The 25071-nt window shown below is 63.9% G+C and carries 30 protein-coding genes; 18 read left to right on the forward strand and 12 right to left on the reverse strand.

Features of this window, described 5'->3' with window-relative positions; translation table 11 throughout:
* Window positions 1–175: 175 nt before the first annotated feature.
* Together IF809_RS26800 and gstA are read right to left on the reverse strand one after the other, a co-directional pair.
* Entirely contained in the window at window positions 176–475 is a 300-nt protein-coding gene (locus tag IF809_RS26800; RefSeq protein WP_164938924.1) for a hypothetical protein, read from the reverse strand.
* Between the two features lie 232 nt (window positions 476–707).
* Window positions 708–1322, reverse strand: a complete 615-nt coding sequence (gene gstA, locus IF809_RS26805; protein WP_128968788.1) for a glutathione transferase GstA — start codon at window positions 1320–1322, stop codon at window positions 708–710.
* A 126-nt stretch (window positions 1323–1448) separates the two neighbouring features.
* Here gstA and IF809_RS26810 point away from each other — a divergent pair, with 126 nt between their 5' ends.
* From IF809_RS26810 to IF809_RS26820, 3 genes are all read left to right on the forward strand, one after another.
* Window positions 1449–1946 carry a MarR family winged helix-turn-helix transcriptional regulator gene (locus tag IF809_RS26810; RefSeq protein WP_128968787.1) on the forward strand — a complete coding sequence of 166 codons (498 nt, stop codon included), beginning with the start codon at window positions 1449–1451 and terminating at the stop codon, window positions 1944–1946.
* A 99-nt stretch (window positions 1947–2045) separates the two neighbouring features.
* Window positions 2046–3416: a glutamate--cysteine ligase gene (locus IF809_RS26815; protein ID WP_128968786.1), complete on the forward strand. Its 1371-nt coding sequence runs from the start codon at window positions 2046–2048 to the stop codon at window positions 3414–3416.
* Window positions 3417–3592: 176 nt separating this feature from the next.
* A complete protein-coding gene (locus IF809_RS26820) occupies window positions 3593–4171 on the forward strand; it encodes a PAN domain-containing protein (protein WP_462839000.1) in 579 nt (192 codons plus the stop codon).
* Window positions 4172–4177: 6 nt separating this feature from the next.
* On the opposite strand, the gene IF809_RS26825 is transcribed toward IF809_RS26820, so the two are convergent.
* The 4 genes from IF809_RS26825 to IF809_RS26840 all read right to left on the reverse strand — a co-directional run bounded on the left by IF809_RS26825 (window position 4178) and on the right by IF809_RS26840 (window position 7599).
* Entirely contained in the window at window positions 4178–4744 is a 567-nt protein-coding gene (locus tag IF809_RS26825) for a nucleotidyltransferase family protein (protein ID WP_462839001.1), read from the reverse strand.
* Window positions 4745–4756: 12 nt separating this feature from the next.
* Entirely contained in the window at window positions 4757–5533 is a 777-nt protein-coding gene (lepB, locus tag IF809_RS26830; RefSeq protein WP_453980900.1) for a signal peptidase I, read from the reverse strand.
* Window positions 5530–6957, reverse strand: coding sequence for a metalloprotease TldD (tldD, locus tag IF809_RS26835; protein ID WP_128968782.1), 1428 nt, complete (start codon window positions 6955–6957; stop codon window positions 5530–5532). Before tldD ends, lepB begins: the two co-directional genes overlap by 4 nt.
* Before the next feature lie 96 nt (window positions 6958–7053).
* Window positions 7054–7599 carry an invasion associated locus B family protein gene (locus tag IF809_RS26840; protein ID WP_373291712.1) on the reverse strand — a complete coding sequence of 182 codons (546 nt, stop codon included), beginning with the start codon at window positions 7597–7599 and terminating at the stop codon, window positions 7054–7056.
* Window positions 7600–8045: 446 nt separating this feature from the next.
* On the opposite strand from IF809_RS26840, the gene coxB reads away from it, so the two are divergent.
* The 9 genes from coxB (at window position 8046) to IF809_RS26885 (ending at window position 15123) form a co-directional block, all read left to right on the forward strand.
* A complete protein-coding gene (gene coxB, locus IF809_RS26845; RefSeq protein ID WP_128968781.1) occupies window positions 8046–8900 on the forward strand; it encodes a cytochrome c oxidase subunit II in 855 nt (284 codons plus the stop codon).
* Window positions 8901–8985: 85 nt separating this feature from the next.
* The gene (gene ctaD / locus IF809_RS26850; protein ID WP_453980897.1) at window positions 8986–10602 is read left to right on the forward strand and encodes a cytochrome c oxidase subunit I; all 1617 of its coding nucleotides are present in this window, start codon (window positions 8986–8988) and stop codon (window positions 10600–10602) included.
* A 60-nt stretch (window positions 10603–10662) separates the two neighbouring features.
* Window positions 10663–11607, forward strand: coding sequence for a heme o synthase (locus tag IF809_RS26855; RefSeq protein WP_128968779.1), 945 nt, complete (start codon window positions 10663–10665; stop codon window positions 11605–11607).
* A complete protein-coding gene (locus tag IF809_RS26860) occupies window positions 11604–11780 on the forward strand; it encodes a hypothetical protein (protein ID WP_035700697.1) in 177 nt (58 codons plus the stop codon). Before IF809_RS26855 ends, IF809_RS26860 begins: the two co-directional genes overlap by 4 nt.
* A 5-nt stretch (window positions 11781–11785) precedes the next feature.
* Complete coding sequence (locus IF809_RS26865; protein WP_128968778.1) at window positions 11786–12430, forward strand: cytochrome c oxidase assembly protein; 645 nt, start codon at window positions 11786–11788, stop codon at window positions 12428–12430.
* Window positions 12431–12493: 63 nt separating this feature from the next.
* Entirely contained in the window at window positions 12494–13390 is an 897-nt protein-coding gene (locus IF809_RS26870; RefSeq protein ID WP_128968777.1) for a cytochrome c oxidase subunit 3, read from the forward strand.
* Between the two features lie 95 nt (window positions 13391–13485).
* Window positions 13486–13887 carry a DUF983 domain-containing protein gene (locus IF809_RS26875; RefSeq protein WP_128968776.1) on the forward strand — a complete coding sequence of 134 codons (402 nt, stop codon included), beginning with the start codon at window positions 13486–13488 and terminating at the stop codon, window positions 13885–13887.
* Entirely contained in the window at window positions 13884–14648 is a 765-nt protein-coding gene (locus tag IF809_RS26880) for an SURF1 family protein (RefSeq protein WP_462839002.1), read from the forward strand. Before IF809_RS26875 ends, IF809_RS26880 begins: the two co-directional genes overlap by 4 nt.
* Before the next feature lie 109 nt (window positions 14649–14757).
* Window positions 14758–15123 carry a nuclear transport factor 2 family protein gene (locus tag IF809_RS26885; protein ID WP_128968774.1) on the forward strand — a complete coding sequence of 122 codons (366 nt, stop codon included), beginning with the start codon at window positions 14758–14760 and terminating at the stop codon, window positions 15121–15123.
* A 30-nt stretch (window positions 15124–15153) separates the two neighbouring features.
* Here the strand turns inward: IF809_RS26885 and IF809_RS26890 are convergent, their stop codons facing one another.
* The gene (locus IF809_RS26890; RefSeq protein ID WP_462839003.1) at window positions 15154–16494 is read right to left on the reverse strand and encodes a histidine kinase; all 1341 of its coding nucleotides are present in this window, start codon (window positions 16492–16494) and stop codon (window positions 15154–15156) included.
* A gap of 87 nt (window positions 16495–16581) precedes the next feature.
* On the opposite strand from IF809_RS26890, the gene IF809_RS26895 reads away from it, so the two are divergent.
* The 5 genes from IF809_RS26895 to IF809_RS26915 all read left to right on the forward strand — a co-directional run bounded on the left by IF809_RS26895 (window position 16582) and on the right by IF809_RS26915 (window position 21889).
* Window positions 16582–17226 (forward strand): response regulator transcription factor, encoded by a 645-nt coding sequence (locus IF809_RS26895; RefSeq protein WP_128968772.1) that lies wholly within the window; start codon window positions 16582–16584, stop codon window positions 17224–17226.
* Window positions 17227–17775: 549 nt separating this feature from the next.
* Window positions 17776–19194, forward strand: a complete 1419-nt coding sequence (thrC, locus tag IF809_RS26900) for a threonine synthase (protein WP_462839004.1) — start codon at window positions 17776–17778, stop codon at window positions 19192–19194.
* Complete coding sequence (locus IF809_RS26905) at window positions 19191–20480, forward strand: M16 family metallopeptidase (protein ID WP_128968770.1); 1290 nt, start codon at window positions 19191–19193, stop codon at window positions 20478–20480. The genes thrC and IF809_RS26905 overlap by 4 nt, the downstream gene beginning before the upstream one ends.
* A gap of 56 nt (window positions 20481–20536) precedes the next feature.
* Complete coding sequence (locus IF809_RS26910) at window positions 20537–21124, forward strand: GNAT family N-acetyltransferase (RefSeq protein WP_063197874.1); 588 nt, start codon at window positions 20537–20539, stop codon at window positions 21122–21124.
* A gap of 117 nt (window positions 21125–21241) precedes the next feature.
* On the forward strand, window positions 21242–21889 hold the full coding sequence (locus IF809_RS26915) for a hypothetical protein (RefSeq protein ID WP_128968769.1): 648 nt from the start codon (window positions 21242–21244) through the stop codon (window positions 21887–21889).
* A 209-nt stretch (window positions 21890–22098) separates the two neighbouring features.
* Here the strand turns inward: IF809_RS26915 and IF809_RS26920 are convergent, their stop codons facing one another.
* The 5 genes from IF809_RS26920 to IF809_RS26940 form a co-directional block, all read right to left on the reverse strand.
* Entirely contained in the window at window positions 22099–22584 is a 486-nt protein-coding gene (locus IF809_RS26920) for a F0F1 ATP synthase subunit B family protein (protein WP_462839005.1), read from the reverse strand.
* Window positions 22585–22589: 5 nt separating this feature from the next.
* Entirely contained in the window at window positions 22590–23156 is a 567-nt protein-coding gene (locus IF809_RS26925) for a F0F1 ATP synthase subunit B (RefSeq protein WP_128968767.1), read from the reverse strand.
* A 61-nt stretch (window positions 23157–23217) separates the two neighbouring features.
* Entirely contained in the window at window positions 23218–23445 is a 228-nt protein-coding gene (locus tag IF809_RS26930; protein ID WP_092289028.1) for a F0F1 ATP synthase subunit C, read from the reverse strand.
* 54 nt (window positions 23446–23499) lie between these two features.
* Entirely contained in the window at window positions 23500–24249 is a 750-nt protein-coding gene (locus tag IF809_RS26935) for a F0F1 ATP synthase subunit A (protein ID WP_092289027.1), read from the reverse strand.
* A 110-nt stretch (window positions 24250–24359) separates the two neighbouring features.
* The gene (locus IF809_RS26940) at window positions 24360–24734 is read right to left on the reverse strand and encodes an AtpZ/AtpI family protein (protein ID WP_128968766.1); all 375 of its coding nucleotides are present in this window, start codon (window positions 24732–24734) and stop codon (window positions 24360–24362) included.
* On the opposite strand from IF809_RS26940, the gene IF809_RS26945 reads away from it, so the two are divergent.
* On the forward strand, window positions 24726–25043 hold the full coding sequence (locus IF809_RS26945; protein WP_128968765.1) for a hypothetical protein: 318 nt from the start codon (window positions 24726–24728) through the stop codon (window positions 25041–25043). The two genes, IF809_RS26940 and IF809_RS26945, sit on opposite strands and share 9 nt — an antisense overlap.
* The last annotated feature ends 28 nt before the right edge of the window (window positions 25044–25071 follow it).

A 25071-nucleotide genomic window follows, 5' to 3' on the forward strand; every position in this document is an offset into this window, starting at 1 on the left:
AAACAAGAAGGTGTCCTTGGTGAATTCTTTGGTGCTGCGGAAGATCGCGTTCGCGCGCGATCTCACCGGGAAATATGCTGTTGCGCCGGGCTCTCGCCGACTCTCGCCGCAACAGAAGCCCGCACGGCTGCGCCGCAAGGGGCCGGTGCTTTGGACCGCGCTGGCGCTACTTGTGCTAACGGCGGATTTTCTGGTCGCTTATCTCGCCTGGCTCGCCGTCGACTTCGTCATGGGATGAGGCCTCGCGCCCGTACAGCAGATATGATGCCGCAAGATAGGCGAGCTGAGTGGCGGCAAGACAGACGGCAATGATGATCACGCCTGCCATCATTCCGAACTCGTAGACGCGCAGAATGATCGCCGAGAGGACCGCAATTGGCGGCGAGATCACGACCAGCGCCCAGGTCCTGAACACGTAACCTGTCGCTACTCCCACCAACGCGCTTGCAACGATCAGGACGATGGCGATCGTCAAGTTCAACTCCGATGAGAGCCCCAAAATTCTTCAATCAATTGGACCAAGCTCGCCCGCTTTGCGTGCAGTGACAAGACAGCACTGCTTACATTTGGTGAACAGTAGTTCATAAGTCTAACTAAGGTACGATGATCTGGCGAAATGGGTTCGCTTTCACGCCCGCCGGCTGCAAATGAAAAGGGCCGGATCGTCGACCCGGCCCCAGAAAGAAAATCGATCGCCGCTGGTGCCGTCAGGCGGCCTGGATCAGGCCTTCCTTCTTCAAGGCTTCCTGCACCTTCGGCCGTGCCGCGACTCGGGCCTTGTAGGCGGTGAGGTGCGGCATCGCCGAGAGGTCGAACTTCATGCGATCGCCCCAGGTCAGCATCGTGAAGAGATAGCCATCGGCGACCGAGAACTGCTTGCCCATGAGGTAGTCACGGCCGGCGAGCTGGCTGTCGATGTGCTTCAGCTTGCCCATGAGACGATCCTTGAAGAACGCCTTGGCGTCGTCGTTCAGCGCCGGAGCAAACAGCGGACCAAAGCTCTTGTGCACCTCGGAGGTGAGGAAGTTCAGCCATTCGAGCAGCTTGTAGCGCTCGGAGCTGTCGCGGGCGGGCGCCAGCGCCTTGGCCGGGGCCTTGTCGGCGATCATCTGGACAATGACCGGGCCTTCCGTCACGATCTCGCCGCTGTCGAGGCCCAGCGCGGGCACCTGACCCTTCGGGTTGACCTTCAGATAGTCTTCACCGTTCTCGAGCTTCTTGGCCCGGATATCGACCTTGACCAGCTCATAAGGCAGGTCAGCCTCGAGGAGCGCAATGTGAGGGGACAGCGAGCAGGCACCGGGCGAATAATACAGTTTCATGGAATTTCCTCCTCTGGACGCTTGGTGGGGGCGAAAGAACACCTACATGCACCTGCATGAAATAGTCAAGATTGATGCAGCTGCATCAAGTGAGGTAAGAAGCGGACGACGAGTTTGGGCGGGACCATGAAACGCAAACCATCGACCGAGGCAACCAGCGCCTGGATCCGCCTGATGCGGGTACAGAGCCGCGTGCTCGACTGTGTCGAGCAGGATCTGAAGAAGGCCGGCTTCCCGCCATTGGCCTGGTACGATGCGCTGCTCGAATTGTCGCGCGCGCCGAGCGGCGAACTGCGGCCGGTGGAACTCGAGCGGCAGATGCTGATCCCGCAATACTCCACCTCGCGACTGATCGACCGCCTGGTCGATGAGGGGCTCGCCAGCAGGCGCGAATGCAAGATCGACAAGCGCGGCCAGTTCGTCGAGATCACGGAGGCCGGCCGCGAGCTGCAGAAGCGGATGTGGGGTGCCTATTCGGCTGCGATCGAGAAATATGTCGGGTCGAAACTGTCCGATGCCGACGCCGTCAAGCTCAGCGGTCTGCTCGACCGGCTGGGCTGCTCGTGCGGCGAGATGAAGCTGCCGCCCGTCGTCAACGTCAACGAAAGCTCGCCGTCGCGATGATCGCGCGGCAAACCAGCACGTCCGCGCGCCCGGTGGGTTCGCGGACAATCCCCGTCACCTGGGCGCATTCGGTCGAAGCGCTTCTGATTAGAGTTTGATATGGCGCGAGACCAGATCGATATGACGCCGCTGCAATCGCGCGACGAACTCGTCGCGTGGTTCGAGGCGGGCTGCAAGGACCCATCCGAATTCCGCATGGGCACCGAGCACGAGAAAACGCCGTTCACGCTCGAAGGCCATCGTCCGGTGCCTTACGAAGGCGCACGCGGCATCGGCGCGTTGCTCGAAGGCATGAAGCTCCTGCTCGGCTGGGAGCCGATCATGGAGAAGGGCAACATCATCGGTCTGTACGACGTCACCGGCGGCGGCGCGATCTCGCTCGAGCCCGGTGGACAGTTCGAACTGTCAGGCGCGCCGGTCGAGACCGTACACCAGACCCAGAGCGAGTTGATGGCGCATCTGGCGCAGGTGCGCGAGATCGCGACCCCGCTCGGCATCGGTTTCCTCGGCCTCGGCATGACGCCGTCCTGGTCGCGCGCCGACATCCCTGTGATGCCCAAGGGCCGCTACAAGATCATGACCAACTACATGCCGAAGGTCGGCCAGTACGGCCTCGACATGATGTACCGAACCTGCACGGTGCAGACCAATCTCGACTTCTCCTCCGAAGCCGACATGGTCAAGAAGCTGCGCGTTTCGCTGGCGCTTCAGCCGGTCGCGACCGCTCTGTTTGCCAATTCGCCGTTCACCGAAGGCAAGCCGAACGGCTTCCTGTCCTTCCGCTCCGAGATCTGGCGCGACACCGATAACGCCCGCGCCGGCATGATGCCGTGGGCGTTCGAGGACGGCATGGGCTTTGAACGCTACGTCGACTATGCGCTCGACGTGCCCATGTATTTCGTCAAGCGCGGCGACGATTACATCGACGTGTCGGGCTCCTCGTTCCGCGCGTTCTTCGACGGTCGCAACAACAATCTGCCCGGCGAACGTCCGACGCTGTCGGACTGGGCCAACCATCTTTCGACGATCTTCCCGGAGGTGCGGCTCAAGCGCTATCTCGAGATGCGCGGTTCGGATGGTGGCCCGTGGGGCCGTTTGCCGGCACTGTCGGCGTTCTGGGCCGGGCTGCTCTATGACAACGCCGCGCTCGATGCCGCCTGGGATCTGGTGAAGCACTGGACCGCGCCGGAGCGTCAGGCCCTGCGCGACGACGTGCCGCGTTTCGGTTTCAAAGCGCGGATCAAGGACCGTTATCTGTTCGAAATCGCCAAGGAATGCCTCGTTCTGGCACATGCCGGACTGCGCCGCCGTGGCCGCATCGACGCGATCGGCCGTGACGAAACGCGGCATCTGGAGCCGCTCGATCGCATCATCGATTCCGGCCGGACGCCGGCCGAGGAGATGCTCGAGAAGTTCAACGGCGCCTGGAACGGCTCGGTGGAACCGGCCTATGCGGAATACGCGTTCTAGGTCCACGTCTCGACGCGTTTTTTTTGATGCGAGCCGGGTCCCCCTCGGCCGAAAATGCGTCTTGGCAGATGGGCCTGCGATCGGGCTTTCGGCCGTTCATCGCCCATACAGGTTTGCGGCGATCAAATGACGGGCCGAAAAACCTGAGCGCCGTCAATAACTCGAAAGCTGTTTCGATGGGGAAGGGCCACCTGCCTGGGGCCGTCATGGCAAAGGTCACGGCTTGCGTCGTGGCATGTGTCGCGCTGCTTTCGCTCGCCTTTGTGAGCGGGCCGGCGCGTGCCCAGACGGCATTCGACCGGCCCGGAGGCGATTACTTCAACACGCCGGTCACCTCGGGTGATCCCGAGGACTGCGCGCTGCTTTGCGAGCGCGATCGCCGTTGTCGCGCGTGGAGCTTCGCCTATCCTGACATCGATGGCGCCGCGGCGGTATGCTGGCTCAAGAATACCGTGCCGCCCCGACAGCCCGCCAATTGCTGCATCTCCGGAGTGCGTGGCGCTGGCGTGATCGAGCCGCGCGTCGAGGGCGTCGAGACCTCGATCGATCGCCCCGGCGGCGATCTGCGCAATTTCGACCTCAAGCAGGGCGAGGGCGAGGAGGTCTGCAAGGCCGCATGCACCGCCGACAACAAATGCCGCGCCTTTACCTATGCCCGTCCCGGCTATACCGGGCGTGAGGCGCGCTGTTTCCTGAAAAAGGAGATCAAGCCGCCGCGGCGAAAGGCCGGGTTCACGTCGGGCGTGGTGCGGTAGCTCCGATCATTCCGCCGCAATCACCGTGAGCTCAGGCCATAACGACTTCCATCGCGTCGCCTTCGCAGCGTAATTCGCTGCGGAAAAATTCAGGGCACGATTGGGCCGAACGATCAATTGCTCGATGTCGTCGAACCCGTGCGGCGCGTAGACCTCATAACCATTGTCCGAGCGCCTCACGCCGATTTGCGTGTTCTGCGTAAGGAAGCGGTCGATGCCGTCAGTCGCGCACATCAGGGCTGGATAGGGCAGACCGTGCTTGCCCGGGTACCACAAATGCACGCGCGCCTGGTTGCGGATCTCGATCTTTGCACCGAGATGCCCGAGCCGTCGATGCAGCGTGCGGATCACCGCGTCCTCAGCTTCCCACGAGGTGTTGGGGTCGAAATAGAACGCGTCGTAGTCGGAGATGCCGTGATCGATGGCGCGGCCCGTCAGCACGTTCCAGACCGTCTGAACCAAACAGCCCGCCACCAGCCACGCATCCGGCAGCGCGAGGCTGTGGAGCTCATCGATCACCGCGGCGTTGACGGGATTTCGCAGGGCGAGGGCAAGAAACTCGTCTTTGCTCACCCTGCGATCAGCTCAGTGCACGGCGGTGAAGAACCGGGCGAGACGGAAGCCGGAGAGCCAGGTCCAGACCGGTTGGCCGCGCATGCCGAGATCCCAGGAGCCGAGCACGGCGTCGGCACGGCCGACGAGATTGTCGACCGGCAGCAGGCCGACGCCGCCGGAGCGCAGCGGCACGCGGCTGTCGGCGGAGTTGTCTCTGTTATCGCCGAGCACGAAGAGATGGCCTGATGGCACGGTCACCTCGGTCGTGTTGTCGAGCGGGCCGTTGTCGCGCATCTTGAAGATCAGGTGCGACACGCCGTTCGGCAGGGTCTCCACGTAGCGATAGGCCGGCTCGCTGCCGCCATTGTCATCCTCGGCAGCGCCAACGCCATCCGGCTTCAATTCGGCGGGGCGGTCGTTGATGAAGAGCTGGCCTTGCCGCATCTGGATGCGGTCGCCGGGCAGGCCGACGACGCGCTTGACCCAGGCCTGCGAGCGATCACCGGGCCAGCGGAAGACCACGACGTCGCCCTGCTTCGGCATCTCCGCGAACACACGACCCGTCTCCGGCAGGTTGATCTGGATCGGCAGCGACGAGGTACCGTAGCCATAGGGGAATTTCGAGGCCAGCAGCGCATCGCCGATCAGCAGCGTCGGCTCCATCGAGCCTGACGGCACGTAGAATGGCTCGGCCAGCGCACCCTTGGCGATGAAAACGGCGGCGACGATGCCGGCGAGCTGCGCGATCTGCCCGGCCCAGCCGCTGCTTGTCCGCTTGGTGCTGCCAGTCACTTTCTCAACGCTCATGCGCCCGTTCCACCCACCGTAATGCGTTCCATCAGCAGCGACGGCTGGCCGACGCCGACAGGCACGCCCTGACCGTTCTTGCCGCACGTGCCGATACCGGTATCGAGCGCGAGATCGTTGCCGATCATGCGGATGCGATGCAGGTCGGTCGGCCCGTTGCCGATCAGCATGGCGCCCTTCAGCGGCGCCCCTAGCTTGCCGTTCTCGATCTTGTAGGCCTCGGTGCACTGGAACACGTATTTGCCCGAGGTGATGTCGACCTGTCCGCCGCCGAAATTCGCGGCGAACACGCCGTTCTTTACCGACGCGAGGATTTCGGCCGGGTCGCGGTCGCCCGCGAGCATGTAGGTGTTGGTCATGCGCGGCATCGGCACATGGGCGTAGCCCTGGCGACGGCCGTTGCCGGTCGGCTTCATGTTCATCAGCCGCGCGTTCTGGCGGTCCTGCATGTAGCCGACCAGGATGCCGTCCTCGATCAGCACGGTGCGGTTGGTCGGCGTGCCCTCGTCGTCGATCGACAGCGAGCCGCGGCGCGAGGCAATGGTGCCATCATCGACCACAGTGACGCCCTTGGCCGCGACCTGCTGTCCCATCAGGCCGGCGAAGGCAGACGTCTTCTTGCGATTGAAGTCGCCCTCGAGGCCGTGACCGACAGCTTCATGCAGCATCACGCCGGGCCAGCCGGCCCCGAGCACGACGTCCATTTCGCCAGCTGGGGCGGGAATCGATTCCAGATTGACCAGAGCCTCGCGTAGCGCGCCGTCGGCGGCGTCGCGCCAGGATCGGGTCTCGATGAACTCGGCGTAGCCGGCACGGCCGCCATAGCCCTTGCTGCCGCTTTCCTGGCGATCGCCTTGCCCTGCGACGACGGAGATGTTGACGCGCACCAGCGGGCGGATGTCGCGATAGCTCTCGCCGTCGGGCCGCAGGATCTCGACCACCTGCCAGGTTGCGCCCAGGCTGACGCTGACCTGCCGTACCCGCGGATCCTTGTCGCGCAAATACGAATCGATCTCGGCCAGCAGCTTGACCTTGGTCTCGAAGCCCGGGGCGTCCAACGGATTGTCATCGCCATAAAGGCGCACATTGGTATGCGGCGGCGGGGCCGCGAAGCTGCCGGAATAGCCGCCGCGGACGGCTGCGACCGCATCGGCTGCGCGAATCAGTGCCGGCAGCGACACGTCGGAGGAATGCGCATAGCCGACCGCGTCGTCCTTGACCGCCCGCAGGCCGAACCCTTGCGAGGTGTCATAGGTCGCCTGCTTCAGCCGCCCATTGTCGAACATCAGCGCTTCGGTCTGGCTGTACTCCAGAAACAATTCGCCGTCGTCGGCACCGGCGAGCCCGCGCGCGACCTCGTGGCGAACCTGGTCGCGATCGAGATTGGCGCGGTCGAGCAGGGAGGTCGTGGCAGGGTTGGTCATGCGTCCGTCCATTATCGGGGGATCTGAGGCAAGATAATGGTTTCGGAACGCTTGCGCGAGGGCGCGAAGCCTCACATTACGGAAACAATAGGTTCCCTACGGCAGCTTGTCGTAACCCTCGCCGAGGCCGTTCAGGCTGAGCGGGAAGCCGATGCCCTCCTCGGGCGTCTCGAAGATGATGAAGGTTGCGGTCTTGGCGCTGCGGAGCTGGCCGAGCAGCTTGTCGTCCATGACGACCTCGGCGACGCAGCCATTGGGCAGGCAGCGGACGAAGCCGGCACGACCGACGTCCTGGTTGTCGAGCTTCAGTCCGAGGCCGGAGGGCAAGAGCACGCCCAGCGGGGCGACCACGCGCATCAGGCGGCTCTTCTGGTCGGCGGTCTTGAGCACGATCACGGTGAGGCCGGCATTGGAGCGGTCTTCCGCCACCACGCTCTGGATCAGGGCGCATTGCTCGGTCTGGGCGCCGGGCGGAGTGTCGCAGCGGATCTGCCAGTCGCCATGGACGGAGCGCACCGCGCCCTGCGCATGGGCGAGGCCCGGCAAAGCGAGGACAAGGACGACAGCCAGAAGGCCGATCAGCTTCGTGAGGCCCTCAACCGGCCATATAGCGGTTCGCGCCATGCATCTCGATAGCCCCATCGGGGTCGGTCCCTCTGCTCGCCTGGATCGCTCGCGCTGGTGGACTGATACGGGAATGACGGCGTCTTGAAGGCAATTCGCAAGCAAATTCCGCGCCGCCTGGCCGCCATCGCTGCCACGAATCAGGTTCCTGTGCGGCCCTGCGCCTGTGCCTACAGCGGGCAATTCGGCTGTCAAGCCGCAGCATCCCGGCAAGCGGTATTTTTGTCTGATCTTACTAGGAAATATCTTGCGGGTGATCGCTGGCAGAAGAGGCACAAGACTGCATTGCGATAGATCAAGAATTATGGTTTGAGAAGCTTGATTTCGGCGTTCTAGCGATCTGGCCTCAATTCCTCCCAGAGGTATTCTTGAGTGGCGGTTTGTCAGACGGGCGGATCGAATAAGCGTTTCCCAAAAATAGGGGAATGCACTTGGGGTGATTTCGTAAGGGGAGCGCGAACGGCATGAGGATGTCGATGGGTCGGGTGGGCCGGCATTTGCTGGGAATGGCCACCATCGCCTTGGTGGCGACTGGCATCACGCTGATGACGGGCGGCGCGGCATTTGCCGAGCTCGGACAGCCGGAGCCGTGGGAATGGCATCTGCAGGCCTCCGGTTCCCCGGTGATGGACAACATCGTCTCGTTCCACAACTTCCTGTCCGTGCTCATCATTGCCATTACGCTGTTCGTGCTGGCGCTGCTGGTGATCGTGGTGATGAAGTTCAACGCGAAGGCCAATCCGGTGCCGTCGCGGACCACCCACAACACGCTGATCGAGGTGGTGTGGACGCTAGTACCGGTCCTGATCCTGGTCGGCATCGCGGTGCCGTCGTTCCGCCTGCTGTTCCTCGAGCTCGACGTGCCGAAGGCGGATCTGACCGTCAAGGCGACCGGCAAGCAGTGGTATTGGTCCTATGCCTATCCCGACAACGGCAAGTTCGAGTTCGACTCGCTGATGGCCCAGGACAAGCAGCCCCGCCTGCTCGGCGTCGACAACGAGATGGTGGTGCCGGTCAACAAGGTGATTCGTGTCCAGGTCACCGGCGCCGACGTCATCCACGCGTTCGCGCTGCCGTCCTTCGGCGTCAAGATCGACGCGATTCCGGGCCGGCTGAACGAAACCTGGTTCAAGGCCACCAAGACCGGCATGTTCTACGGTCAGTGCTCGGAGCTCTGCGGCAAGGATCACGCCTTCATGCCGATCGCGATTCGCGTGGTGAGCGACCAGGAGTTCGCCTCCTGGGTCGAATCGGCGAAGAAGAAATATGCGAGCGGCGGCACCAGCACGTTCGCCTCCGCGGCCGGCCCGACGCAGTAGCATCGGGCGAGGCTTGAGGGACTGAAAGCGACGTAAAGGGCGGGACCTCCAAAGGTCCGAATGGGACGCAAGGCAGGATTTGAAAATGGCAACGAGCGCAGCGACACACGGCGATCACGCGCATGACCACGAGCACGCCCACCCGACCGGATGGCGGCGTTACGTCTATTCGACCAACCACAAGGACATCGGCACGATGTACCTGGTCTTCGCGGTCGTCGCCGGCATCATCGGTGCCGCGATGTCGATCGCGATCCGTGCCGAGTTGATGTATCCGGGCGTGCAGATATTCCACGAGACGCACACCTATAACGTGTTCGTGACCTCGCACGGTCTGATCATGATCTTCTTCATGGTCATGCCCGCGATGATCGGCGGCTTCGGCAACTGGTTCGTGCCGCTGATGATCGGTGCGCCGGACATGGCGTTCCCGCGCATGAACAACATCTCGTTCTGGCTGCTGCCGGCCTCCTTCGCGCTGCTGCTGCTGTCGACTTTCGTCGAGGGCGAGCCGGGCGCCAACGGCGTCGGTGCCGGCTGGACCATGTATGTGCCGCTGTCGAGCACCGGTCACCCCGGTCCCGCCGTCGACTTCGCGATCCTGTCGCTGCATCTGGCGGGCGCCTCGTCGATCCTCGGCGCCATCAACTTCATCACCACGATCTTCAACATGCGCGCGCCGGGCATGACCCTGCACAAGATGCCGCTGTTCGTCTGGTCGATCCTGGTGACGGTGTTCCTGCTGCTGTTGTCGCTGCCGGTGCTCGCCGGTGCGATCACGATGCTGCTCACCGACCGCAATTTCGGCACCACCTTCTTCGCGCCCGACGGTGGCGGCGACCCCGTGCTGTTTCAGCACCTGTTCTGGTTCTTCGGTCACCCCGAGGTGTACATCCTGATTCTGCCCGGCTTCGGCATGATCAGCCAGATCGTCTCGACCTTCTCGCGCAAGCCCGTGTTCGGCTATCTCGGCATGGCCTATGCCATGGTTGCGATCGGCGGCATCGGCTTCGTGGTGTGGGCGCACCACATGTACACGGTCGGCATGTCGTCGGCGACGCAGGCCTACTTCGTTGCGGCGACCATGGTCATCGCGGTTCCGACCGGCGTGAAGATCTTCTCCTGGATCGCCACGATGTGGGGCGGCTCGATCGAATTCCGCGCACCGATGATCTGGGCAGTGGGCTTCATCTTCCTGTTCACGGTCGGCGGCGTCACCGGCGTCGTGCTGGCGAACGCCGGCGTCGATCGCGTGCTGCAGGAGACCTACTACGTCGTCGCGCACTTCCACTACGTGCTGTCGCTCGGCGCGGTGTTCGCGATCTTCGCCGGCTGGTACTACTGGTTCCCGAAGATGTCGGGCTACATGTACAACGAGTCGATCGCGAAGCTGCACTTCTGGGTCACCTTCATCGGCGTCAACCTGGTGTTCTTCCCGCAGCACTTCCTCGGCTTGTCGGGCATGCCGCGCCGCTACGTCGACTATCCCGACGCGTTCGCCGGCTGGAACCTGATCTCGTCGATCGGTTCCTACATCTCCGGCTTCGGCGTGCTGATCTTCCTCTACTGCGTGATCGACGCCTTCATGAAGAAGGTGCCGGCGGGCGACAATCCCTGGGGTGCGGGTGCGACCACGCTGGAGTGGACACTGCCCTCGCCGCCGCCCTTCCACCAGTTCGAAGTGCTGCCGCGCGTGCAGTAAGCCGGCTTCCGCGGCGCCCGAGACGGGCGCCGCGGCTCTGTAACGAAGCGAGTTGAATTCGTGTCCGTCCTCGACCACAACGCCATCGACATCAATCCCCGCATCTCCGAGGCGGAGGTCGGCGACTATCTCGCGCTGCTCAAGCCGCGGGTGATGTCACTCGTGATCTTCACCGCGCTGGTCGGGATGGCGATGGCGCCCGGGCACTTCCACTGGGTGCTGGCGATCACCTCGCTGCTCTGTATCGCCGTCGGCGCCGGCGCGTCGGGCGCGCTCAACATGGCGCTCGAAGGCGACATCGACTCCAAGATGTCGCGCACCGCGAACCGTCCGATTCCGCGCGGCCGCATCACCCGTCCCGAGGCGATGGCGTTCGGCATGACGCTCGCTTTCTTCTCGGTGATGACGCTCGGCATCCTCGTCAACTGGATCGCGGGCGCGCTGCTTGCCTTCACCATCTTCTTCTACGTCGTAATCTACACGATCGGCCTGAAGCGCTGGACCGCGCAGAACATCGTGATCGGCGGCGCCGCCGGTGCGCTGCCGCCGGTGGTGGCCTGGGCTGCCGTGACCGGCCGGGTCGATGTCGAGCCGCTGCTGCTGTTCGCCATCATCTTCTTCTGGACGCCGCCGCACTTCTGGGCGCTGGCACTGTTCCGCTCCGACGATTATGCCCGCGCCGGCATCCCGATGCTGCCCAACGTCGCCGGCCCCGACGCGACACGTCTCCAGATCCTGCTCTACACCATCGTGCTGATCGCGGTGGCCGCAGCGCCCTGGGCAATCGGCTATTTCGACGCCGTCTATGGCATCGTGTCGCTGATCCTTGGCGCAGGCATGCTGGTGCTCGCGATCAATGTCTATCTGCGTCGCGAGCGCAGCCAGTCGCTGCGCGCGACGCGAAAGCTGTTCGCCTTCTCGATCCTGTACCTGTTCGCGCTGTTCGCGACCCTGCTGGCCGAGGTCGTGGTCCGGGCGCTTGCTCCGATGGTTGGGGGCGCATGATCACGGCGATGGCTGACAAACCCGAGCCAGATGGAATCGTCCTCACCGAGGCGCAAAAAAAGAGCCGTCGCCAGCGCTCGATCGCAATCGCGCTCGCGCTCGGTGTGCTCGTCGTCCTTTTCTTCGCCGTCACCATGGTCAAGGGGCCGGCGGTTCTCGTTCGCCCAATGTGACAGAGATGGATCAGAAGCCGACCATACCGCGGGATCAGAGCCGAACGGCCAGGAAAGGGCTCGGTCGCGATGCGCTGGTCGCTTCGATCTGCGGCGGCGTGGTCGCGCTGATGGTCGGCGCGTCCTATGCAGCGGTGCCGTTCTACAACTGGTTCTGTCGCGCCACCGGCTTCAACGGCACGACCCAGGTCGCGACCTCGGCGCCCGCCACCGGCCCGATCGCACGGAAGATCGCGGTGCGCTTCGATTCCAACGTCGCGCCCGGCCTGCCCTGGAAGTTTGAGCCCGAGCAGACCGAAATCGAGGTCAATATCGGCCAGGTCACCACGATCTATTACACCGTGACCAACCAGGCTGCGCGCACCACCTCGGCTCAGGCCGCCTATAACGTCGCGCCGCTAACGGTCGGATCCTATTTCCAGAAGATCAACTGCTTCTGCTTCACCGAGCAGACCATGGCGCCCGGCGAGAAGCGCGAGATGCCCGTGGTGTTCTACGTCGATCCGTCGATCGTCAATGACCACGACAATGACGGGCTGAGCACGATCACGCTGTCCTACACGTTCTATCCGGTGAAGGATCCGGTGGTGAAGCCGCTCGCATCCGGCGATGACGACAAGCGCAAGGGAAATCTCCAGCCGCCGGGTTGACGCTCAGGGCTGGAATAAGGGGATAAGTGCCTGATAGGCACGGGATTGAGGAGACAGACCGCAATGGCTACCGCGCAAGGCAAGCATCACGACTACCATCTGGTCGATCCCTCTCCGTGGCCGGCGGTCGGCTCCGTCTCGGCCTTCATCATGGCGGTCGGCGCGATCTCCTGGATGCACCACATGTTCTCGGCGGCGCCGATCGTGTTCGGTGTCGGCACCGTCGGCGTGCTCTACACCATGGCGAGCTGGTGGGGCGACGTGATCAAGGAAGCCCAGTACAAGGGCGACCACACCCGCGTCGTGCAGCTGCATCACCGCTACGGCATGATCCTGTTCATCGCCTCCGAGGTGATGTTCTTCGTCGCCTGGTTCTGGGCCTATTTCAATGCCGCGCTGTTTCCGGCCGATGCCGTCCACGCCACCCGCGACGCGGTGTTCGGCTGCGGCCTCGGCACCCAAGCCGGGGCCTGCAGCGTGCCCGGCACCTGGCCGCCGCACGGCATCGAGACCTTCGATCCCTGGCATCTGCCGCTGCTGAACACGCTGATCCTGCTCACATCGGGCACCACGGTGACGTGGGCGCACCATGCCCTGCTGGAGAACGATCGTCAGGGTCTGAAGTATGGTCTGATCCTCACCATCCTCCTGGGCGCGACCTTCACCTGCGTGCAGGCCTATGAATACAGTCACGCCGCCTTTTCCTTCGCCGGCAACGTCTACGGCGCGACGTTCTTCATGGCGACGGGCTTCCACGGCTTCCACGTGCTGGTCGGGACCATCTTCCTGATCGTGTGCCTGGTGCGCGCCTATGCCGGCCACTTCACGCCGAAGCAGCATCTCGGCTTCGAGTTCGCCGCCTGGTACTGGCACTTCGTCGACGTTGTTTGGCTGTTCCTGTTCCTGTGCATCTATGTCTGGGGACATGGCGCCGAGACCATGGCCCACGGCGCCCACTGAACCACGTCAGATCGATTGAGAAAGGGCGGCCGCAAGGTCGCCCTTTCGCTTTCCGGTAGCCAAAGCCTCGGCCGAAACTGTGATAGACTTGCGCCATGAACGAACCCACCGGCAGTTCCGAAACCCAGCCCACCGTCGTGCAAAGCGCGCTGCGTGGGCTCGCCTGCAAATGCCCGCGTTGCGGGGAGGGCAAGCTCTATGCGGGCTTCCTGACTCTGGCGCCGTCCTGTAGCCGCTGCGGCCTCGACTATGCCTTCATCGATTCCGGCGATGGTCCGGCGATCTTCATCATCATGCTGGCCGGCGCGATCGTGGTCGGCTGCGCCCTCGTGGTCGAGGTCAAGTACCAGCCGCCGTTCTGGCTGCATGCCGTGCTGTGGCTGCCGCTGATCCTCGCCACCACGCTTCTGCCGTTGCGCTCTATGAAATCGCTGCTGATCGCGCTGCAATTCCACCACAAGGCAGCACCTGGCCGGCTGATCGACCGCGCGAAATGAACGAGGCCGCGCGCAAGCCCGGCGTGGCCGGCTTCATGCTGTTCACACTGCTGCTGACGGCAGTCTTCGTCGCGCTCGGTGTCTGGCAATTGCAGCGCCGCACCGCCAAGCACGAGCTGATCGCGGCCCTCACCGAACGCCTTGCGGCAGCGCCCGTCGCACTGCCGCCGCCTGCGCACTGGGCCGGGCTGACGCCTGCGCGCGACGAATTTCGCCGCGTCAGCTTCACCGCTACTTATGCGGCTTTGCCGGATGCGATGGTCTATTCGTCCGGCTCGGCCGTGCGCAAGGATGCATCCACCCCCGGCACCTGGGCTTTCCTGCCGGCGCGGCTGCCGGGCGGCGAGATCGTCGTGATCGATGCGGGCTTCGTCGAGAACACGATGCAGGATCGTAGCGTCGAGGATCGCGCGGTGAAGAAGTTCGTCACCGGCGCGCCTGTCGTGCTGTCAGGCTATCTGCGCTTTCCGGAAGCCCCGGGATGGCTGACGCCGGCCGCGAACCGCGACAAGCGGCTGTGGTTCGTGCGCGATCATCTGGCGATCGCGCGCGCGCTTGGGTGGGGTACGGTCGCGCCGTTCTATGTCGATCTCGAACAGCCCGCGCCCGAGAACGGCATTCCGCGTCCGGGACCGCTCGACGTGCACCTGAAGGACGATCATCTGCAATACGCGATCACGTGGTTTGCGCTTGCGGGCGCAGTCCTGATCGCCTTCCTCGTCTGGCTGAGAGGACGCCGGCAGGGCCGCCTGGATCCGTAGGTTTCCGGTGGGAACCCGGAATGTTCCGGACTTTATTATTCAGCGCATATTCACGAGGGTGATCTTAAACCGCCTCTGTTTTTTTTGGCGGCAAACAGGATTGCTGGCTTTGAGCGATTTCGACCAGATGGGACTTGTCGTCGATTGGGTGGATGCCTGCCGCAGGGGCGACCTCGCGACGCTGCTCGACCTCTACGCCGACGATGCCGAACTGAAGTGCACGTGCAACGGCACGCGCCTTTATCGCGGTCGGAGCGCGCTTGAGGCCTATTGGGGACCTAAACTCAGCGCGTTCTCCTCGGCAGGATTCGGCCTCGAGGAGATCCATCCCGCGCAGAATGGCGTTGATCTCGAATATTCCATCGCGGGTTCGCTGCGCATCCGCGCCTCGTTTCGCTTCAGCGCAGACGGCAAGATCCACGGCACGCTGTGCGAACCGGCGCAGCAGGACGCGCACCAAGGCTGCGTCTGTTAGAGCGTTGCGAAAGCTCCATCGGAACGGGCTCTAGCTTGATGCCGGCCCGTTTCGCACCCTTTCCATCGGCAGACGGCAACGAACATAGGTTCGTTCGTCCGCGCGCAAGAGTGACAGCGATCCGCTGAGCGCGCGCACGCGCTCATGCATGCCGGTCAGACCACGGCCGAAGACATTGTCGGCCGGAAAGCCGCCGCCGTCGTCGGAGACTTCGACGCTGAGCGCATCGCCCGATATCCCCGCCTCCACATGGGCATTGCGTGCTCCGGCGTGGCGCAGCACATTGGTCAACGCCTCCTGGATCACGCGGTAGACGGTCTGGGCCAGCGGCCCCTTGACCCTGTCGAGCCCAGGATCGATCGTCGCGGTCAGGCCGATATGCGGCGCCTGGTTGCGAAAATTCCGAAGCAGCGTTTGAACGCTGCCTTCCAATCCCAATTCCTCGATGTAGAGCGGCCGCAGCCGGTCGAGGATACGGCGGTTGGTCTGCTGGAGTGTCTCGACCGATCGCATCACCTCCTGCATGGAATTGCCGAGATGTCCCGCCTGCGGTGAAGCTTCGCCCAGCGCGATCGCGCCGGCGCGGATGCTGAACAGCAGCGGGCCGAGCTCGTCATGCAACTCGCGGGCGAGATCGCGCCGCTCGTCGTCCTGGAGCGAGACCAGCCGGTGCAGCAGGTCGCGGTTGTCCCGACTCAATTGCGCGAGCGTCGCTGCCAGCGTATTGGCCTCTTCGCAGCTTTGCCGGATTTCCGGCGGCCCCGCGACCGGGATCGGCGTTGCATAGTCGCCGCCCCTGATACGGGTGAGGCCGGCGCCGAGGTTTTGCAGGGGCCGAAGCGCGGCGCCTGCAAAGAAATAGGCGATCAATCCGGTCAACAGCATCAGCACAGCGGCGAGGCCGGCCAACGCCAGAAAGCCGATCCATTTCTCGAACAGGTCGGCGGAGAGGTCGGGCATGAACACGATGTCGCCGACATGCCTGCCCTCGATCATGACGGGAGATGCCGCGTCCACGTTCTGAAGGGCGATCAGGTCCACGAACCATTGGGGTACGCCATGCGTATCCCGCAGGCCCTCCTTCGCGGAGAGCACAGGACCCGCTCCTACCGGGCGGAATTGAATGTCAGAGGTCGGATTCAGGGATTGGACGAACGCGTCCAGCACCTTCCCTGGATTGTCGGAGGCGCGCAGCGCGCTGTTGAGAGCGACAGCAATCGTCTGGGTCGAGCGCCGGCCAGGCTCGCTCTCCTCGGCAAGCTGACCGGTCGCAAATGCCTGGAGCAGCACGCCGCTCAGGACCAGCGCGGCGACGAAGCTCAGGCCGAGCGGGAGAAACAGTTGAGTCCGGAATGAGAGCCGTTGCCACATTAGGCCAATTCTAACGTGCATCGGCGGAATTTTCTCTTTCCATTTGTTCCCGCCGGTCTATGAGTCGAACAAAACAGAGAGCGCACAATGCAAGATACCGCCAAGCCGGCGACCAAGGTTCTCATCGTCGACGATCATCCCGTGGTCCTGTCAGGATGTCGCACCCTGTTTGCCTCCGACCATTCGATCCGGATCGACGAGGCGAGCGACGCCAAATCCGGACACCGGGCCTATATCAGCAAGCGCCCCGATGTGACTGTGATCGACATCAGCCTGCCCGACCTCTCCGGCTTCGAGTTGATGCGGCGGATCCGCAAGGACGATCCGGACGCCAAGATCATCATGTTCAGCATGAACGATGATCCCGCCTTCGTGGTGCGTGCGGTGGAGCTCGGGGCACAAGGCTACGTCTCCAAGGGCGACGATCCCCGCATCCTGCTCAAGGCCGTGCGCAGGGTGGTCGCGGGCGACAATTTCATTTCGCCGCAGCTTGCGGAGGCCGTGACCTTCTCCGGCGCTGCGATCAAGGCCAATCCGGCCTCGCAGATGACGCCGCGCGAGCTCGAAATTCTCCGCCTGCTCGGGCGCGGCAACAAGATCGTCGAGGTCGCCGCGGCGCTCGGCATTTCCTACAAGACGGTCGCCAATACCACGTCGCTGCTCAAGCAGAAGCTCGGCGCCAAGAACCATTCCGACCTGATCCGGATCGCGGTCGAAATCGGCATGAACTGACGTCGCCAGGGACCGAGCCGGCTGCTCCAGGATGCGGCCGGCTCGGCCGATGGATCGACGCGACCGCTGGTCCGGGCAATGCATGGACGGCGGCTGATCGGATCCGCCGACACAATGGGCCGGCGAACCGTTCGTTCCCCGCTCAAGATCATGGATTAGGAAAACGCGGCAGTGGGTGTCGCGCGGCAGCCAGTTTGATCCGCCGGCTTCGCCGAGGCAAATCGGGAAAAACTGGAACTTTTGGCGCTGCGCGCCGTTTTTGGTCTTGACGATTTCGTGACAGGCGACGATAGCTCGAACCAGAGATTTCGGGGCAAGCGCCCCGCGCTGGAAACCGGGTCTGCACACATCAACGACAGACCTTCCAAGAGAAGGGCTGCGGCATCGCCGCAGCCCTTTTTGTTGGGCATGCTTGCTGCCGGGAAGCGGTTTCCCGATGCCGCAAAACACTCTATGGTGCCCGCAGCGCCTGTGATGGCGAACTAGGAACATCGTAAAATCAAAGGCTTAAGGCCAGAGTTCAGGTCGGGCCGGCCTTTGGAGGGCAGTTTGACTCGTTACATCTCGACCCGGGGCGGGGCCCCTGAGCTTGGTTTTTGCGACGTGATGCTGACCGGGCTCGCCCGCGACGGCGGCCTCTATGTGCCGGTGACCTGGCCACAGCTCTCGTGCGAGACCATCGCCGGCTTCTTTGGTCGTCCCTATTGGGAAGTCGCGGTCGAAATCATCCGGCCGTTCGTCGGCGGCGAGATTTCGGACGCCGAGCTCGGCCGCATGGCGAACGAGGCCTATGCCACCTTCCGTCATCCGGCTGTGGTGCCGCTGCGCCAGATGTCGCCGCATCAATTCGTGCTGGAGCTGTTTCACGGTCCGACGCTCGCCTTCAAGGACGTGGCGATGCAGCTGATCTCGCGGCTGATGGATCACGTCCTGGCCAGGCGCGGCCAGCGCACCACCATCGTGGTCGCAACGTCAGGCGACACCGGCGGTGCCGCGGTCGAAGCCTTCGCCGGCCTGGAGAACGTCGACCTCATCGTGCTGTTTCCGCACAAGCGCATCTCCGAGGTGCAGCAGCGGATGATGACGACGACGGGGGCCGCCAACGTCCACGCGCTCGCCATCGAGGGCAATTTCGACGATTGCCAGGCGCTGGTGAAGGGGATGTTCAACAACCATCGCTTCCGCGACGCGACCGCTCTCTCCGGCGTCAATTCCATCAACTGGGCCCGCATCGTCGCGCAGGTGGTCTACTATTTCACCTCCGCGGTCGCCGCCGGCGCGCCGGCGCGCGCGGTGGACTTCATCGTGCCGACAGGCAATTTCGGCGATATTTTTGCAGGCTACGTCGCCAAGCGGATGGGTCTTCCCGTCCGCACGCTGCGGATTGCCGCCAACGTCAACGACATCCTCGCACGCACGCTCAAGACCGGCATCTACGAGGTGCGTGAGGTGCACGCCACCGCCTCGCCTTCGATGGACATCCAGATCTCCTCGAATTTCGAGCGGCTGCTGTTCGAAGCGGGCCGTCGCGACGCGCCCGCCGTGCGCCGGCTGATGGAGCAGCTGAAGCAGTCGGGACGCTTCGTGCTGCCCGATGCGATGCTGGCTGCGATCCGCGAGGAATTCGACGCCGGCCGCGCCGACGAGACCGAGACTGCGGCCGCGATCCGCGCCGCCTGGCGCGAGGCCGGCGAGCTCGTCGACCCCCACACGGCAGTGGCGCTCGCGGTCGCCGACCGCGACACCACCGACACGACGGTGCCGAACATCGTGCTCTCGACCGCGCATCCCGCCAAATTCCCGGATGCGGTCGAAGCGGCGTGTGGCCAGCGGCCGCATCTGCCGGCTTGGCTCGAAGGCCTCATGACCAAATCCGAACATCTGAAGGTGATGAAGAACGATCAGTCCGAGGTGGAGCGGTTCGTGCTGTCGGTCAGCCGCGCCGCAAAGCAGGGAGTTGCCGGATGAGCGTCGAGATATCCAAGCTTGCCTCCGGCCTGACCGTTGTCACCGACAACATGCCGCACCTCGAGACCGCCGCGCTCGGCGTCTGGGCCGGCGTCGGCGGCCGCGACGAGAAGCCGAACGAGCACGGTATCTCGCATCTGCTCGAGCACATGGCGTTCAAGGGGACGACCGGCCGCTCCTCGCGCGAGATCGTCGAGGAAATCGAGGCGGTCGGCGGCGACCTCAATGCCGGTACCTCGACCGAGACGACATCCTACTATGCCCGCGTGATGAAGGCCGACGTGCCGCTGGCGCTCGACGTGCTCGCCGACATCCTGGCCAATCCCGCCTTCGAGCCGGACGAACTCGAGCGCGAGAAGAGCGTCATTGTGCAGGAGATCGGCGCGGCCCAGGACACGCCCGACGACGTCGTGTTCGAGCATCTCAACGAGCTCTGCTATCCCGACCAGCCGATGGGGCGCTCGCTGCTCGGCACCGCCAAGACGCTCAAAAGCTTCAACCGCGATTCGCTGCGCAATTATCTGTCGACGCATTATCGCGGCCCGGACATGGTCGTGGCGGCAGCCGGTGCAGTCGACCACAGCCAGGTCGTTGCCGAGGCCGAGAGGCGCTTTGCGAGCTTCGACGCAATGCCGGGACCGAAGCCGCAGGCCGCCCAGTTCGGCAAGGGCGGTGCCAAAGTCGTCCATCGCGAGCTCGAACAGGCGCATCTTACGCTGGCGCTGGAAGGCGTGCCGCAGACCGATTTGTCGCTGTTCTCGCTCCAGGTGTTCACCAACATCCTCGGCGGCGGAATGTCGTCGCGGCTGTTCCAGGAGGTGCGCGAGAAGCGCGGCCTCTGCTACTCGATCTACACCTTCCACGCGCCCTATAGCGACACCGGCTTCTTCGGGCTCTACACCGGCACCGATCCGGCCGATGCGCCTGAAATGATGGAGGTCGTGGTCGACATCATGAACGATTCGGTGGAGACGCTGACCGAGGCCGAGATCGCTCGCGCCAAGGCGCAGATGAAGGCAGGTCTGTTGATGGCGCTGGAAAGCTGCTCCTCGCGTGCCGAGCAGCTCGCCAGGCACGTGCTGGCCTACGGGCGGCCACAGACGGTGCAGGAGCTGGTGGCCCGAATCGACGCCGTCAGCATCGAATCGACCCGCGATGCGGCGCGTGCACTGCTTTCGCGCAGCCGGCCTGCGGTTGTCGCATTGGGCAGCGGCAGGGGTCTGGACACGGCGGTGTCTTTTGCGGAAGGATTGACCCGGGCGCGCGTCAAAGCTCGGCTCCACTAAAGGCGCGGCTGCAATAACAGCTGCGCAACGGACCGCCCGCCCCGGGAAGCATCACCATGGCCCTCTTTCGCCTGCCATCCAGTGGACCCGCCGCCCTCGCGCCCCGCGGCAATGGGCTGCTGCTGCGCGCGCCGCAGATGTCGGACTTTCTGCAATGGGCGCATTTGCGCGAGACCAGCCGCGATTACCTGACGCCCTGGGAGCCGATCTGGCCGTCGGACGATCTGACCCGGTCCGGCTTTCGCCGCCGCCTGCGCCGCTATTCGGAGGATATCGCCGCGGACCGCTCCTATCCGTTCCTGATCTTCCGCGAGCTCGACGGCGCCATGGTGGGGGGCATCACGCTCGCCAATGTCCGTCGCGGCATCGTCCAGGCCGGCACCATCGGCTATTGGGTCGGCCAGCCCCATGCCCATCGCGGCTACATGACCGCGGCGCTGCGGGTGCTGTTGCCGACGCTGTTCGGCGAGCTCAATCTGCACCGGGTCGAGGCCGCCTGCATTCCGACCAATGCGCCGTCGATCCGGGTCCTGGAGAAGTGCGGCTTCTCCCGCGAAGGGTTGGCGCGCCGCTATCTCTGCATCAACGGCATTTGGCAGGACCACTTGCTGTTCGGCCTGCTGCATGAGGATTTCCGCGGTTGAGCCGGGCCGCCGCGTGACGGGATCACCACCTTTTGCTGCCTTGGGATCGCCGATTTTGGCGATATAACCCGCAGGCCGGCCGATCGGCCGGAACCTTGCCATGGAGTACTGCCGTTCATGAATGAGCTTCGATCATTGCGGAATGCGCTGCGGCGGGGCCCGGTGATCGCGCTGGCGCTCTCGATCTCGTTTGCGACTGTGTCGCCGGTTGCGGCGCAGTCATTGACGGACCGATTCAAGAGCCTGTTCGGCGGCAAATCGGACGAGCCAGCCCAAGCCAAGCCGGCGCCTGCACCGGGCCAGCCGGCCGATGACGACATCGATTGTCCGCAGGTCACGGTGCGCGCCGGCGCGTCGACCTACGGCGTCGGGGCGACCGGCAAGCCGGCCGTCGGCAACGACGTCCGCTTCCAGGCCACGATCAGCAAGATGGCACGTGAATGCGTTCGCAACGGTGGCGAGATCACCGCGCGCATCGGCATCCAGGGCCGCGTCATCGCGGGGCCTGCCGGCGCGCCTCCCACGGTCGAGGTTCCCCTGCGCGTCGCCGTGGTGCAGGGCGGCGTCGGCGAGAAGGTGATCGCCTCGAAGGCGTACCGGACCACGGTCCAGATGTCGGAGGACGGCAGCGTGCCCTTCACCTTCGTCGCCGAGGATCTGTCCTATCCGGTGCCATCAGCCGCAGTCGCCGATTCCTACATCTTCTATGTCGGCTTCGACCCGCAGGCGCTGGCGCCCGAGCCGAAGCCGCGGCGGAAGAAGTAGGGCGAGGTCGCGCCAAAAGTTCAACTGTCATTGCCCGCGAAAGCGGGCAATCCAGTATTCCAGAGATAGCGGGGCCGGAACCGAGGAGTCTCGGTCTACTGGATCGCCCGGTCAAGCCGGGCGACGACAACTGCATTTGGTAGCCGTGTGGGCAACAAAAAAGCCGACGCTATCAGCGCCGGCTTTTTGATGGGTGTGAGCGTCTGCCCTCAGTTCAGCTTCTGGCGAATCTCGGTGATGCCCTTGGCGAGCAGATCGTCGGCGACCTGGCCCCTGACCGACTGCGACAGGATCGTGGAGGCGGCCTGGACGGCGGCTTCCGCGGCTGCGGCGCGGACGTCGGCCAGCGCCTGGGCCTCGGCGAGCGCGATCTTGCTCTCCGCGGTCTTGGTGCGGCGGGCGACGAAGTCTTCCATCTTCGCCTTGGCCTCGGTCGCGATGCGCTCGGCTTCCGACTTGGCGTTGGCGATGATGTCGGCGGCCTCGCGTTCGGCCGCGGCACTGCGCGCCTTGTAATCCGCGAGCACCTTGGCAGCTTCCTGCTTGAGGCGCGTCGCATCGTCGAGCTCGGCCTTGATGCGCTCGGCGCGATGGTCGAGCGCAGCCATCGCCTTCTTGAAGACCCCGAGATAGCCGAACACGACCATCAGGACGACGAAGGCGATGGCGACCCAGGTTTCAGGATCGAAGAACATGTCGACTAACCCTTCAAGGACGCATCAACGGCAGCACTGACCGAGGCCGCATCCGGAACGACGCCGGTGAGCTGCTGGACGATGGTGCCGGCCGCATCGGCCGCGATGCCGCGGACGTTGCTCATGGCGTTCGCGCGGGTCGAGGCGATGGTTTTTTCCGCCTCGGCGAGCTTCTTCGCCAGCTGCTCTTCCAGGGCCTTGCGCTCGGTTTCCGCCTGCGCATTGGCCTGATCGCGGGATTCGTTGCCGATCGCCTGTGCCCGCGAACGCGCCGAAGCGAGTTCGCCTTCATAGGCCTTCAGCGCCGCTTCTGACTGGTCCTTCAGCTTCTGCGCCTCGGCGAGGTCACCCTCGATCTTGTTCTGGCGCGCCTCGATCGCACCGCCGACCTTCGGCAGAGCGAGCTTGGACACGATCACGTAAAGCAGGACGAAGAAGATCGCGAGCGACACCAGCTGCGAAGCGAAGGTGCTGCTCTCGAACGGCGGAAACGCGCCGCTGTGATGACCGCCATCGGCTTCGGTGTGAGCGCTGGTCTCGGGACCTTTCGCGCCGCCATGACTCTCGGCCATGGAGTACTCCTGTTGCTGTCACGCGCCGCTTCGGATGAAGCGGCGCGAAAGAAGTCGTTCTTTAGAAAACGAACAGCAGAAGCAGCGCGATCAGCAGCGAGAAGATGCCGAGCGCTTCGGTCACGGCGAAGCCGAAGATCAGGTTGCCGAACTGGCCCTGCGCGGCAGACGGGTTGCGGACGGCTGCGGCGAGGTAGTTGCCGAAGATCACGCCCACGCCGACGCCCGCACCGCCCATGCCGATGCACGCGATGCCCGCGCCGATGAGTTTTGCTGCTGTCGCGTCCATTTTAGACTCCTTGAAAGAAAGATAGGGTTTGTGGGTGGAAATTCCCCGGACCGCTCAGTGTCCCGGATGAATGGCGTCGTTGAGGTAGATGCAGGTCAGGATCGCAAACACATAGGCTTGCAGGAACGCGACCAGAATCTCGAGAGCGTAAAGCGAGATCGTGAGCGCCAGCGGCAGCACGCCGCCGACCCAGCCGATGGCGCCGAGCGAGAAGCCGAGCATGGCGACGAAGCCTGCGAACACCTTCAGCGCGATGTGGCCGGCCAGCATGTTGGCGAACAGACGGACGCTGTGCGAGACCGGCCGCAGGAAGAACGACAGGACCTCGATGAACATGACCAGCGGCAGGATGTAGCCGGGGACGCCGTGAGGAACGAAAATCTTGAAGAACTTCAGGCCGTTCTTGGCGACGCCGTAGATCAGCACCGTGAAGAAGACCAACAGCGCGAGCGCCACGGTCACGATCAGATGGCTCGAGATCGTGAAGGTATAGGGAATGACGCCGACCAGGTTCGAGACGCAGAGGAACATGAACAGCGAGAACACCAGCGGGAAGAACTTCATGCCTTCCGCGCCGGCCGTCGAACGAATCGTCGAGGCGACGAACTCGTAGGAGATCTCGGCGACCGACTGCAGGCGGCCGGGAACGAGCTGGCTGCCGCTGGCCAGCATCAGGATCGAGATGATGGCGACCGCCACCAGCATATAGAGCGACGAATTGGTGAAGGCGATCGTGTGATTGCCGATATGGCCGATCGTGAAGAGAGGCTCGATGTTGAACTGGTGGATCGGATCGATTTTCATCGGCGCGGCATCTCTTGGTCTGCCGGGCAATGCCGGCTGGTCTCGGTCTGCCGGCCGGGCCGGCCCGCGCCGGCGAAACCGGCGCGATCAATTCCTCCTGCGGATCGGCCTCAAGAACCACCGCGCCTGTTCTGACCCGCGCCCGCCGATCTCACCACATTCACCACGCCGGCCACGAAGCCCAGCAGCGTGAACACGATAAATCCGAAAGGCGACGTCGACAGCAAGCGGTCGAAACCCCAGCCAATCCCCGCTCCGACCACGACCCCGGCGATCAACTCGGAGGATAACCGAAAACCAAGCGCCATCGCCGAGGCTCTGGCCGCTCCGTCTCCACCGTCACCTGCGGGTTGCTCAGTCTTGATGTGGCGGCCGCGTAATTCGGACAACCGCTGATCAAGATTTCCGAGCCGTTCGGAAAGCGCAGCTTCCTCGAGCGATCTATCGCGATCTCCATTCTCGCCGTGCCCCGTGTCTTGAGCCATGCCACGAAGACCCGAAACGCTGCGGTTGAATGGAAATTACGCCCGCCACCCTCAAAAGCCGCGCGGACCATACTGACCGCACATAATCAAGTCAAGCCAAGTCACGATCGCGTCGTCTTCTGCTATGTACCTGACTTTGTTGAAGATATCGCCTTGCACGCCAGTGCTGCACACAGCGTGACGCCGCACCGCAGCAGCCTTGCGCGCGATCCGCCGATACGGCTGACATTTGGCGCAGCTTTCGGGATCAAACTGACGGCCGCTTCCGTTGATTTCGCAGCTGCGGCTTTTTGCGGCGGCTCCAGCTGATCGGCGATGCGCCGTCGCCCGGCGGGGT

This window comes from Bradyrhizobium sp. UFLA06-24 (assembly GCF_054967145.1).